This window comes from Thalassotalea eurytherma (genome assembly GCF_030161415.1).
Classification (GTDB): domain Bacteria; phylum Pseudomonadota; class Gammaproteobacteria; order Enterobacterales; family Alteromonadaceae; genus Thalassotalea_G; species Thalassotalea_G eurytherma.
Window position 1 is genome coordinate 24,533 of sequence record NZ_BSSU01000017.1, and the last position, 12,139, is coordinate 36,671.

General features: G+C 39.4%; 11 protein-coding genes. 5 read left to right on the forward strand and 6 right to left on the reverse strand.

Annotated elements, in window-relative coordinates; genetic code table 11:
• Nucleotides 1–138 precede the first annotated feature (138 nt).
• Complete coding sequence (gene recJ / locus QQK02_RS15615) at nucleotides 139–1,869, reverse strand: single-stranded-DNA-specific exonuclease RecJ (protein ID WP_284209071.1); 1,731 nt, start codon at nucleotides 1,867–1,869, stop codon at nucleotides 139–141.
• Between the two features lie 131 nt (nucleotides 1,870–2,000).
• Nucleotides 2,001–2,756 carry a bifunctional protein-disulfide isomerase/oxidoreductase DsbC gene (dsbC, locus tag QQK02_RS15620; RefSeq protein ID WP_284209072.1) on the reverse strand — a complete coding sequence of 252 codons (756 nt, stop codon included), beginning with the start codon at nucleotides 2,754–2,756 and terminating at the stop codon, nucleotides 2,001–2,003.
• Nucleotides 2,757–2,945: 189 nt separating this feature from the next.
• Here dsbC and fldB point away from each other — a divergent pair, with 189 nt between their 5' ends.
• Nucleotides 2,946–3,464, forward strand: a complete 519-nt coding sequence (fldB, locus tag QQK02_RS15625; protein ID WP_284209073.1) for a flavodoxin FldB — start codon at nucleotides 2,946–2,948, stop codon at nucleotides 3,462–3,464.
• A gap of 101 nt (nucleotides 3,465–3,565) precedes the next feature.
• Nucleotides 3,566–4,813, forward strand: coding sequence for an ATP-dependent RNA helicase SrmB (gene srmB / locus QQK02_RS15630; RefSeq protein ID WP_284209074.1), 1,248 nt, complete (start codon nucleotides 3,566–3,568; stop codon nucleotides 4,811–4,813).
• Between the two features lie 59 nt (nucleotides 4,814–4,872).
• Here the strand turns inward: srmB and QQK02_RS15635 are convergent, their stop codons facing one another.
• The 4 genes from QQK02_RS15635 to yaaA form a co-directional block, all read right to left on the reverse strand.
• Nucleotides 4,873–5,112 carry a DUF6868 family protein gene (locus tag QQK02_RS15635; protein WP_284209075.1) on the reverse strand — a complete coding sequence of 80 codons (240 nt, stop codon included), beginning with the start codon at nucleotides 5,110–5,112 and terminating at the stop codon, nucleotides 4,873–4,875.
• Nucleotides 5,113–5,127: 15 nt separating this feature from the next.
• Entirely contained in the window at nucleotides 5,128–6,915 is a 1,788-nt protein-coding gene (locus tag QQK02_RS15640) for a TIGR03545 family protein (protein ID WP_284209076.1), read from the reverse strand.
• A 2-nt stretch (nucleotides 6,916–6,917) separates the two neighbouring features.
• Nucleotides 6,918–7,433, reverse strand: coding sequence for a TIGR03546 family protein (locus QQK02_RS15645; RefSeq protein WP_284209077.1), 516 nt, complete (start codon nucleotides 7,431–7,433; stop codon nucleotides 6,918–6,920).
• Nucleotides 7,434–7,495: 62 nt separating this feature from the next.
• The gene (yaaA, locus tag QQK02_RS15650; RefSeq protein WP_284209079.1) at nucleotides 7,496–8,269 is read right to left on the reverse strand and encodes a peroxide stress protein YaaA; all 774 of its coding nucleotides are present in this window, start codon (nucleotides 8,267–8,269) and stop codon (nucleotides 7,496–7,498) included.
• A gap of 234 nt (nucleotides 8,270–8,503) precedes the next feature.
• Between yaaA and tal the strand changes: the two genes are divergently transcribed.
• The 3 genes from tal to QQK02_RS15665 form a co-directional block, all read left to right on the forward strand.
• Nucleotides 8,504–9,457, forward strand: coding sequence for a transaldolase (tal, locus tag QQK02_RS15655; protein WP_284209080.1), 954 nt, complete (start codon nucleotides 8,504–8,506; stop codon nucleotides 9,455–9,457).
• A gap of 137 nt (nucleotides 9,458–9,594) precedes the next feature.
• A complete protein-coding gene (locus QQK02_RS15660) occupies nucleotides 9,595–9,762 on the forward strand; it encodes a DUF3545 family protein (RefSeq protein ID WP_284209081.1) in 168 nt (55 codons plus the stop codon).
• Between the two features lie 458 nt (nucleotides 9,763–10,220).
• Nucleotides 10,221–12,139: TonB-dependent receptor plug domain-containing protein (locus QQK02_RS15665; protein WP_284209082.1), on the forward strand; the 1,919-nt coding region annotated here is incomplete at its 3' end.

A 12,139-nucleotide genomic window follows, 5' to 3' on the forward strand; every position in this document is an offset into this window, starting at 1 on the left:
TGAAAATGGCTGATAAAATAGTCGCGCATTGTAGCGCAATTAACACGCCAAATAAACGGTTATAGCGTGCTGATTACAGATATGATTATAATTTTACGGTGGGATTTGTTTTTTTACCGAATAAGCTCAATTTTATTACTACAGCGCAGTGATATTTTCGACCATCAACTGAAGATTCTTTCGGCCTCTAAATTCATTAATGTCGAGCTTGAAGGCAATGTGAGCGCGCTGAGCTTGATGGTTTGGCCATGCCTTGATATCGACATTGAATGCAATAGCATCAAACGCAACGTCGTCTTTTTGCACGACCAATTTTAAATGTTTTTCACCGACAATACGTTGTTGTACTAGGATAAATTCATCGTCAAATAAAGGTTCTGGGAAATGTTGTCCCCAAGGTCCCGAATCTCTGATCAATTGGGCAAATTCAAGGGAAAAATCTGTTATCGCCAATTGGCCATCTGAAAACAACTTACCTTGTAGATCTTCTGCTTTAATCCACTGTTGTGCGTAATGATCAAAGCGTTGTTGAAATTCATCAAACCGTTCCGTCTTGATTGATAATCCAGCAGCCATCGCATGGCCGCCAAATTTTAGAATTAAGCCTTCATGATTACTTGAAATATGCTCAAGTAAATCTCTAATGTGAAGGCCTTCAATCGAACGTGCTGAGCCTTTAATTTCCTGCGTGTTGTCATCACTTGCTGGTGCAAAAACAATGGTCGGTCGATGAAATTTTTCTTTAATACGCCCAGCAACAATACCTATTACGCCTTGATGCCAATCTTCTTGAAAGAGTGCAATCGCGAAGGGGAGGTTGTCTTGATCGAATTTAAGGCGACTCATTATCGCTTCTGCCTCTACTTGCATACCTTGTTCTATTTCACGGCGGCTTTTATTTAAACCATCGAGCTCGGTAGCCATCATACGTGCGCTGCTAATATCATTAGCTAACAAACAGTTGATACCAAAAGACATATCATCTAATCGACCGGCAGCATTTATGCGCGGACCAATAGCAAAGCCAAAGTCACTCGCGACTAATTGACTTTGGTCTCGTTTAGCAATTTCAATCAGTGCTTGAATACCAGGGCGAGTATAGCCTGCACGAATCCTATTTAACCCCTGTTGTACTAAAATGCGGTTGTTAGCATCTAGCGGCACCACATCAGCAACGGTGCCTAGTGCAACTAAATCAAGCAGTTGAGCAATGTTCGGCTCTGTAATTCCGTTATTGGTAAAATAATCTTGCTCTCTTAACGTTTTTCTCAAGGCGAGCATTAAATAAAATGCCACACCAACACCGGCTAACGCTTTTGAAGGGAACTGACAGTTTGCTAAATTAGGGTTAACGATTGCATCGGCTTTAGGCAGGCGATTACCTGGTAAGTGGTGGTCTGTAATTATAACGGTTAAACCGAGTGATTTAGCCTTTTCCACACCTGCATGACAACTTATGCCGCTATCAACAGTAACAAGCGTTTGAGCGCCTTGTTGATGGGCTATTTCAACGATTTCCGGTGATAAACCATAGCCATATTCAAAACGGTTGGGGACAAGAAACTGGTGATGTTGGTAGCCAAATAGGCTCAAGCCTTCCATCATCAAAGCCGTTGACGTTGCGCCGTCAGCGTCGAAATCTCCAATAATAAAAATTTGCTGATTATCAACTATAGCGTCATGTAGCAGCTTGCTCGCAAGCGTTATACCTTCAAGTGCATTAACATCAGCTAATTGGCTAACCTTAAGACTGAGCTCTTGATTGTGCTTAACACCTCGTTGGGCATAAATTTGTTTGATAATAGGGTGGATATTGTTATCAATATGCTGATCGTTTATTGGTGTGCGCTGAATAATTTGTTTTTGCATAGAGTTGGCTGCTATCGGCAAATACTGAAAGCAAAGTCGCTTGTCGACGAAAGTTAATGGGCTAAGAGTACGGCAATTTACAACAAAAAACGAGGGCTAAGCCCTCGTTTTTTGTCACGCTAGATAGTTGATTAAATGCTATCTAATAATGCTTTTAAATCTTTCGGTGGGCGGTAACCACTTAACATTGAACCATTATCAAGTACGATTGCTGGTGTACCTGAAACGCCGATTTGACGACCAAAGTTAAACTCTGCTTCGACAGGTTTATCACAAATACGAAGTGAAACACTTGCGCCGTCTTTTGCGCGTGTTAAGGCGTCATTTGGATCCTCATTACACCAAATCGAACGTAAATCTTTATAACCATTGGTCAGTTCACCGTAACGGTTAGTAATCCCTTCACGTGGGTAAGCAAGGTATCTAATCGTAATACCTAAATCATTATAAGCGTCCATTTCTTGATGCATTTTACGGCAATAAGTACAGGTAATATCAGTAAACACGGTGACAATGTGTTTTTCATCTTTAGCCGGATAGATAATCATATCTTTGGTAAATTTAGCCATACCATCAATACGCATTTTCGCTAAGGTGGTTTCACTATGGTTAACAACATTATCTGCTAAGCCATATAATTTACCTTGAATAAAGAAGTTAGCATCTTTGTCACTGTAAAATAGGCCTGCTTCAGTAATTAGCTCATAAAGTCCTTCCATTGGTGCTTCTTGCACTTGGCTAACATTTAGGCCTAATTTTTGGCTTATTTTTGCTTTTACGGCATTTTCTTGCGCAGGTGAAACCTTCGCATTTGCGTCAAAGGCAACGAGAGAGTGTGTCAATAAAATGCTTGCTGAAAGTGTCGCAAGAAGTGCTTTTTTAAACATCAAAACAACCTGTATTTGTGAAGTCTGTAACTATAAGACCGAAATTTCGAGAGTAAAATTACCGTTAATATTTAATAAATGCAAACAAAGACGGTGCTGATTAACAAATTGTCGATATTACTAGCCTACCAATTACTGGATTTGATAAACTTCGCGCCAAATTAATCTCAACCCCTAGATGTAATTCAAATGAAGATAGGCTTATTTTACGGTTCTACAACCTGTTATACGGAGATGGCAGCTGAAAAAATACAGTTAGCGATTGGCGAAGAGCTTGTTGATATTCACAATATTAAAGATGTGCCGTTAAGTTTATGTAGCGATTACGATTATTTAATTTTTGGTATTTCGACATGGGATTATGGTGAGCTTCAAGAAGACTGGGAGTCGCACTGGGATGAGGTAGTAGATCTAAATTTAACGGATAAAATTGTAGCGTTGTACGGTATGGGTGACCAGATTGGCTATACCGAGTGGTACCAAGATGCCTTAGGTATGTTACATGAACATCTGCAACCGACAGGTTGCAAGATTATCGGCTATTGGCTAAATCAAGGTTATGAATTTGAGGCATCAAAAGCGTTAACACAAGATAAGTCTCAGTTTGTTGGCTTAGCAATAGATGACGAAAATCAATATCAGCTTACTGATGAACGTATTGCGCAATGGACACTGCAAATTTTAGAAGAAATTCAAGCCAATTTATAAAACACATAAACAACTTTAAACAAGAAAATCTCGAAAGTCTTTAGGAAATTAGGGACTTTCGCACTATAATCTGCGCATATTTTAGTAACAGAAGCACAAGCATGTTTGAGCAGTTTGATCTCGACGATGAATTGTTGGGCGCCATAAAAGATATTGGCTTTAAAAAACCAACGTCAATTCAACAACTTGTATTGCCAGAAGCAATGGCTGGCAAAGACGTTTTAGCGTCAGCACCAACTGGAACGGGTAAAACAGCCGCCTTTTTATTGCCGGCTATCCAACATTTACTTGATTATCCTCGCACAAAGCCTGGTTTTCCTCGTGTGCTTATCTTATCGCCAACCCGAGAATTGGCATTACAAATTTTTGAACAAGCACAATTGTTCACCAAGCACACCAATGTTAAATCAGGTGTGATCACTGGTGGTGTTAACTATGGTTCCCACAAAGAAATTTTAACAAGCACAACGGATATGTTGATAGCAACGCCAGGTCGTCTGCTTGAATACATAGAAACTGAACAGTTTGATGCACGTGAAATTGAAGTGCTTGTGTTAGATGAAGCCGATCGTATGTTAGATATGGGCTTTGCAGAAACAATAAACCGTATTGTTGGTGAAGCACGCTGGCGTAAACAAACGATGCTGTTTTCTGCAACGCTTGAAGGCTCAGGTGTTTTAAAGTTCTCTAAAGAGTTACTTGAAGAACCAGCGTTTTTAGAGTCTAACCCGTCTCGCAAAGAAAAAGCCAAAATTCATCAATGGATTCACTTAGCCGATAACAAACATCATAAATTTGAACTACTTTGCGCATTGTTAAAGCAAGAAGATGTTAAACGTGCGGTAGTTTTTGCCAATAAACGTGAAACTGTCCAATATTTATCAGGCAAGTTATACGCAGAAGAGCTGCCATGTGCATGGCTTGAAGGCAAGATGGCACAAGATAAACGTAACAATGCTGTAGAACGAGTGAGAAATGGTGCTGTTGGCGTTCTTGTCGCTACAGACGTTGCTGCTCGTGGCTTAGATATTGATGACGTTACTCATGTCATCAATTTTGATATGCCTCGTAAAGCAGATATCTATATTCATCGTATTGGCCGTACCGGCCGTGCAGGAAATAAAGGTACTGCGATTTCATTGGTAGAAGCTCATGACATGGCTGTTATTGGTAAAATTGAGCGCTATATCGATGAAAAACTACCAAGGCGTGTTATTGATGGCTTGCGCCCTGAGCACAAAGAAGCTCGTGTGCCGCTGAAAAAGCCGAAGGTTAAAAAGACCAAGTCTGAGAAAAAAGCTAAAGCGAAAAAAGTGGCTAAAAGAAAAGTCAAAAAGCCTAAAAAATAGGTTGTGTTATAAAGGAAAAGGGCGGTGAAGTTTACTTCACCGCCCTTTTTAATTGTCCGTTAGTAACCTATTAATTTGAGTGCAATATAAGGCACTAAACAAAATAGGAAAACCAATATTTTGTAGATACCAAAGGCAATATAATTCAAACTGTTAAATTGCTCTTCGCTAATATCAAACCAACGATTATGCATTTTATATATCATTGGTTTAGCAATCACTACAGCAATAAACCAAAGTACCAATAAGCCATAGTTAATGATCAAACACCAGGCTAAAAACTTAACTGCTAACTCCATTATCTTCTCCTTGGTTTAGCCACCAAATAAATCGCCTAACTTGTCTTTTAATTTATCTTTGGCTTTATTTTTCAGGTTTTCTTCTTGTTGTTTTACAACATCATTATTGATTAGACTCGATAAGGTGCCATCAGTAGCGTTTAACAAGTTTTCAAAATCAAGAATATCAGTCTGAGCAGCGTTACCTAAGTCTAGAGCGCCGGACAATTTATCATTCAAGCCTGCTTGCACATCGCTTTTAAAGCCCGCCAGTTTACTGTTGACCTGAGTCATTAAGCTTTGTTGCAGTATTTGATTCATCGGTGATTTGATTGAAAAGCTTGGCGAAGCCAATAATCCTTTAGCATCTACACCTAAGTCTAAGGTATCTAAACCGTTTATTGTATCAAGTACAGCGCTAGCAAGTGATGAATCGGCGCTACCTTCGTATTTCGCCTGACTTAACGTAAACGCATTAACACTGTCTAAGTCTTCGTTGGTTACTTTAAACTGTCCATTACCAGCTAATAGTCCGCTAAGTAAAGTAACCGTTAATTCTTTGCTGCCCGCTAATGCTGTTTCAGGTAATGGAATTTTATTAACTTCCCAATTACCTTGCGTCTCAAAGTCATTATTGGCAGCAAGTGATAATTCACCAGCTAAATTTGCAATACCGTCAGATAAAAGATTATTTGTATTAACAGTAAATCGTGTCGGCACATTGCGTAACCAATGTTGATGAGTCACTTCAGATAAATCTATTTCAAAATCACCTTGTGGTGTCATTACAGAGAAATGCGCTTTTTTAATTAATAAATCTGGCTGAGGATTTTCTTCGTCAAAGTGAACGAATCGACCTTTAGCCGCATGGTTTATTTCAGCTTGCTGTTCAGGTGACGGCGCTAGTAAGGGTTTGGCATATTGATATGCCATCAGTGCCATATCGTGATATTCACGTGCTTTTTCGCCGAAAAGTAAATGAGCAAAATCGGCGGAATCAATTTTGTCTAGCTGATAGGTAGACTCTATTTGCGCCCAATCTTGCGATGGTGCAATTTTGAGGTCATTTACCCGCTTCGACATAATGTTTTTGGTTTGGTTTAGTTGCTCTTTAGTTTGCATTACGATCGCTTTATCAGCTTCGAATTGCTTTTTAATGGCGTCAAAATCTTTCTTTAACTTGGTAATGTCGTTGACCGATTTTACTTTCACCTTAGTGAGCGCTTCGACCTGCTTTTTATAATCATCTAACTTCTCTTTGCTAGGAAGCTGTGATTTTAATTGACTAAGCTTTTCTTTTTCAGTCTCATAAGATTCTTCTAGTGCTGTTGCTGCTTTCACTGTTTTTAAGTTACTTGAAGCAAGCAGCTCTTCAGGATCGGGCAAACTGATTTCTGTACCAAGCGCGTCTTGTGCTTGCTGTTTCAATCTGTCGGTAATTGATTGTTCAGGCTCGCGAAATACTTGACCGGCAGAACTGCGTTGTGTAGCAAATTGAACTTGCTCTGCTCTTAACTCTTCCACCAATACTTTACCGAGTAAATACTGCCAAATATCAACACCGGCATTAACGTGTGCGATTTCTACCGCGTTTTGTTCTGGCTGTCCTGCGTCGGTAACTTGAATGCGGTAAACATCAACAACAAATGGTGAGTAGTTAATATTGACTTCATCAATATTAACTTCAGCGCCGGTGTATGCTTCTAAACCATGTTCCATTGCCTTTTTGGCTATGACTTCAGCAAATAGATAAATCAATACTGAAAGGGTAGTAATGATTACGATAAAACTAGCAATACCTTGCCAACGAATAATTCGGTTCATTGTTATACTCCTTGGCCAGCTAAACTTGTATAAATTCGATAAAAACGCGAGGCCTTTAAGGCTTTTACGATGCGGTAACGCTCAAGTGTTGCCATGAGTGATACGCGATATTTTTCAACAAGTGTTAGGCTTAAAAAATACATAGGAACAAGCATTAGTAAGCCAAACACAAAAGCGCCAAGTGTATAGGTATGATGTAAATGAGCCAACTTAAACCAATCGAATTGGTATAGTCCTGTCCATAGTCCTTGCAGGGCCTGAGCACCTAATAATGATTCTCCTAAGCCAACAAGGAAGAAAGAGAAGATATAGCTTAAACCACTGAAAAAAGTGGCAGCTAAAATAAAACTACTTAAATGAACACGAATGAACAGAGCAAAAAATAAAATCACTACATTATGTAGTGAAGCAAGTGGTGCTAAGCCAAAGAAAAAACCTAATGCTACGGCTAAAGCAATCTGACGAGATGAGCTCTCAGAGTTTAGCGCTTGAAATAGCTTTGCTAATAAAGTCAGCATTATTCCTCCTAAAAATGCTTAATAGGCCAGCGTGTGCCAACCTATTTTAATTATTGTGCTTTTTACGCTTCTTTGCGAGTAAAAACCCAATCATTATTTTTTGATAGCTCTTCATTATATTGGTAGCCACCATAATTAAATGATTTGAGCGCTTCAACTTGCGTTAATTTGTTTTCAATAATGTAGCGAGCCATTAAACCACGGGCTTTTTTAGCAAAAAAGCTAATCATCTTATATTGGCCATTTTTCCAATCTTTAAAAGACGGCGTGATAATGTTCGCGTTTAGCGATTTTTTCTTCACTGATTTAAAGTATTCGTTAGATGCTAGGTTGATTAAGGTGTCGTCACCTTGGACTGCTAACGCATCGTTCAAATGGTTGGTGATAATATCACCCCAAAATTCATAGAGGTTTTTGCCACGTGCGGTGTCAAGTTTAGTACCCATTTCAAGACGGTAAGCCTGCATTAAATCGAGTGGCTTCAATAAACCATAAAGACCAGATAATATACGCATGTGTTGCTGAGCAAAGTCAAAATCTTGTTCAGATAATGTTTGGGCATCTAGTCCTGCGTATACGTCACCATTAAATGCTAATACTGCTGGGCGAGAATTTTCTGGTGTAAAAGGTAATTGCCATTCGCCAAATCTTGCCGCATTTAGCCCAGCAAGTTTGTCACTAATACCCATTAAAGAGCTCAGGTCTGCTGGCGTTAATGTAACGCAACGCTCAACGAGTTCTTTCGCGTCGTTTAATAACTCAGGTTGACTGTACTGCTCTGTTGCAAGTGGTGATTCGTAATCTAAATTTTTCGCAGGAGATACAACAAATAACATAATTTTTAAGAGGGTAATTGATCGTACTTGAAACTATAACATAGCCTGTGTGGTTTCCTACTCATCAACGAAAATTTTTACCTTATTGTAAGTGTAATAAAACTAGTCATTTGATGGTTAATTAAACAAAATATAAGTAATAGCAATTTTATACTGCATCTTGTCATATATATGGTGTAATATTTTTACAAATTGGACGTTTTACTTGGTTGTAAACCAAGAAAGGAAAAGTTAATGACAAATCAGTTAGAACAGCTTAGAAGCATGACCACGGTAGTTGCCGATACGGGCGACATAGAAGCAATCGCGAAGTTTCAACCACAAGATGCGACGACAAATCCATCATTACTGCTTAAAGCCGCAGCATTGCCGGCCTATAAGTCGCTACTTCAACAAGCTGTAGATTGGGCAAAGGTGCAATCTTCTGACGAGGCAAAGCAAGTAATCGATGCGGCAGATAAACTCTCTGTACTTATCGGTTTAGAGATTTTGAAAATTGTTCCTGGCTGTATTTCAACAGAAGTAGACGCAAGGCTATCATTTGATAAAGACGCTACGCTAACTAAAGCACGCAAGCTGATTGCTATGTATAACGAAGCAGGCATCTCTAATGAACGTATTTTGATTAAAATGGCGTCAACTTGGGAAGGGATTAAAGCGGCAGAAGTTTTAGAGAAAGAGGGCATTAATTGTAACCTCACCTTATTGTTTAACTTTGCACAAGCACAAGCATGTGCTGAGGCGGGTGTTTACCTTATTTCCCCTTTTGTTGGTCGAATTTTAGATTGGTATAAAAAAGATACCGGCAAAGAAAGCTACCCATCCCATGAAGATCCTGGTGTTGTGTCAGTGACTAGCATCTACAACTACTATAAAGCCAATAGTTATAACACAGTTGTTATGGGCGCTAGTTTTAGAAATGTTGGTGAGATTACTGAATTGGCCGGTTGTGATCGGTTAACCCTGAGTCCGCAATTAATGGATGAGTTAGCCAACAATGATGATAAAGTTGTCCGTAAGCTTAAAGCTGATAATGCACAATCTAGCAAGCTACCAACGTTAACAGAGCAAGCGTTCCGTTGGCAGTTAAATGAAGACCCTATGGCAACGGAAAAACTTGCTGAAGGAATCAGAAATTTCGCAGCAGACCAAGAAAAATTAGAGACTCAGCTTAAAGGCTTGTTTTAACGCAGGTTGTGCAGGTTTTGTTCCTTTAACAAACAAAAAATGTTTAAATTTTCGTAAAGATTTCTTCATAAAGTTGTTTTATTCTATAACTGGGTATGGTATTAAAAAGATGCAGTTGTAGAAAAAAGGAACATTCCATGGATAAATTAAACAGTGTGCTAAAACCTGTAGATCAACCTAAATCAAAAACTACAAATAAAAAGCGAAAATGGCGCGAAATAGAACAACTGAAGGAAAAATTCCAATTGGAGAAAGAGCTCAAAGTTTACGATGACTCAATGGAATACTTGTTAGAAGAATTTTAACGTACCGCTTACATTCTCTAACATTGACGCAACAAAGCTCGGTTTAGCCGAGCTTTGTTTTATCTAAAAATCAAAAAAAAATTGAACTTTTTTCTAAGTCTTTAAAGAATAACTAAACTTTTCTTAAATCCTCTTGTTAAGGGGGTTCTTAACAAATCGTTAACTCATGAAAAAGCGTTATTTTTCTTGTGGTTACCACTTCTGTTTACAGTAAATAACATTTTTAAACGTTTTTTAGCGTTTTTTGTGTGAAATTATTCCTCCTAAATTAGGGGGAATTTATCTTGGCTGTTTTTTAAACTTTGCAGTGTTGACGCTCTATAAGCCATTTGCTTATATGGCGGCGTTAACAGCCAACACGAATAAGAAAATCATGGCATTTGTTAACAAACCTAGTCAGTAGGAAGTTTGGGGTTAATTAACCGATTAATCCAAAGAAGTATTCCAGAGGTATAACAATGTATTTAAAAAACAAATTATCTAAAGCAGTACACGTAGCAATTGCTTTAGGTGCAACATCGACACTAGCCATCTCATCTCACGCCATTGCACAAGAAGGCGCAGAGCAAGTAGAACGTATTCAGGTTACAGGTTCTCGTATTAAGCGCTCAGACATGGAAAGTGCTAGCCCAGTAACAGTGATTGATGCATCAGCAATTGCAGCAACTGGTGCAACGTCGATTGACGGCGTATTACAAACATTAACTGCCGCTGGCGGTGCAATGACAAACCCAGGTATCAACAACGGTTCTGAAGGTAACTCAACAATCAACTTACGTGGTTTAGGTTCGCAACGTAACCTTGTATTAGTTAATGGCCGTCGTATGATTGCATCAGGTACAGGTGCGGCTTCAACCGTCGATTTAAACACGATTCCGGTATCAATGATTCAACGCATTGAAGTATTAAAAGACGGAGCTTCAGCAGTTTATGGTACAGACGCTATTTCTGGCGTAGTTAACGTTATCTTAAAGCGTGATTACGAAGGCATGGAAATGAACGTGCACGGTGCTATTTCTGGTGAAGGTGATGCGTCAGATACATCGATTGATTTCACTATGGGGGGGTCATTCGATAAAGGTAATGTTGTCTTTGGTGTTCAGTATTCTGATCGTGGTGAAGCGAAACAAGCTGACCGTGATTTCTCGAACTGTCCAATTGCAGAATCAACTAATGATGATGGTTCAATCGAATTATATTGTGCAGGTTCTGAATATGCTCAAGGTGGTCATATCTGGGGCGAGACGGCTGATTTAAGTGGTCGTGGTGGTGAATACCATGATTTCGTTTATTCAGGTGACAATAACGATCGTTATAATTACTCGAAAGACAGCTACTTATTCACGCCTATGCAACGTTTGAACTTAACGTTAAATGGTAGCTATGAATTGAGCGATACAATGACGTTCTTCACTGAAGCCATGTACACAAAACGTTGGTCAAATCAGCAGATGGCGCCGCAGCCAATTTGGAACTCAGAAACATGGAACTATAGCTCTGTGTGGATGAACCCTGATTTATTAAATCACGGTATCGTTGAAGGCGAAGGCTTAGACTATGGTCGTCGCATGGTTGAATCAGGTACACGTGATTTTGACCAAGTTGTAGACACTGTGCGTTTAGTGTTAGGCGTTGAAGGTGAATTAGATAATGGCTGGTACTGGGGCGTTTCATATAACAAAGGTCGTAATGACTCAGTAGATCGTTTATCAAACTTGCATAACATTGGCTCTATCAATGAAGCAGTTCAGTTAGGTAATGAGTTAGCGGAACAAGGTTTGACCAAAGAGCAAATCTTAGCAGCAGGTGCATTTGACCCATTCACACAAGCTTCTTGGGTTGGCGATTCAATTTCTCCGTTTATCTACACAGAGCAAAACGCAGGTGGTAGTGAAATGGATGTTTTTGCAGCAACGTTATCAGGTGAGGTATTTGAACTACCAGCAGGTATGATTGGTTTTGCTGCTGGTTATGAGCACCGTTTAGAGAGTGCTTATTATTCTCCTGATTCATTAACCGCGCAAGGTTTAGCGAATGATCCACGTGTTGAGCCTACTGCAGGTTCATTCAGTGTTGATGAAGCTTACGTAGAATTTGCGGTTCCTGTTGTTGAAGATGTCGCTTTTGCTGACAACATCGAACTAAGCACGGCTGTACGTTATTTCGATTACAGCACGTTTGGCGATGATATTACTTGGAAGCTAGGTTTAACATGGAAATTAAACGAGCAAGTTATGCTTCGCTCTGTAGCTTCAACAGCTTTCCGTGCGCCAACTGTTGGTGAGTTATACGGTGGTAAATCACCATCTTTCGAACAAATTGTTCACCCAGCTACGACACAAACTCAAGCAGAAGTTACCGTCGGTGGTAATGAGTT

Excerpts from the sequence above, each read along its gene's own strand:
- QQK02_RS15635 (WP_284209075.1), bottom strand. The coding sequence starts at position 5,112 with ATGGAGTTAGCAGTTAAGTTTTTAGCCTGGTGTTTGATCATTAACTAT.
- fldB (WP_284209073.1), top strand. The coding sequence starts at position 2,946 with ATGAAGATAGGCTTATTTTACGGTTCTACAACCTGTTATACGGAGATG.
- QQK02_RS15640 (WP_284209076.1), bottom strand. The coding sequence starts at position 6,915 with ATGAACCGAATTATTCGTTGGCAAGGTATTGCTAGTTTTATCGTAATC.
- dsbC (WP_284209072.1), bottom strand. The coding sequence starts at position 2,756 with ATGTTTAAAAAAGCACTTCTTGCGACACTTTCAGCAAGCATTTTATTG.
- recJ (WP_284209071.1), bottom strand. The coding sequence starts at position 1,869 with ATGCAAAAACAAATTATTCAGCGCACACCAATAAACGATCAGCATATT.
- srmB (WP_284209074.1), top strand. The coding sequence starts at position 3,566 with ATGTTTGAGCAGTTTGATCTCGACGATGAATTGTTGGGCGCCATAAAA.
- QQK02_RS15660 (WP_284209081.1), top strand. The coding sequence starts at position 9,595 with ATGGATAAATTAAACAGTGTGCTAAAACCTGTAGATCAACCTAAATCA.
- yaaA (WP_284209079.1), bottom strand. The coding sequence starts at position 8,269 with ATGTTATTTGTTGTATCTCCTGCGAAAAATTTAGATTACGAATCACCA.
- QQK02_RS15645 (WP_284209077.1), bottom strand. The coding sequence starts at position 7,433 with ATGCTGACTTTATTAGCAAAGCTATTTCAAGCGCTAAACTCTGAGAGC.
- tal (WP_284209080.1), top strand. The coding sequence starts at position 8,504 with ATGACAAATCAGTTAGAACAGCTTAGAAGCATGACCACGGTAGTTGCC.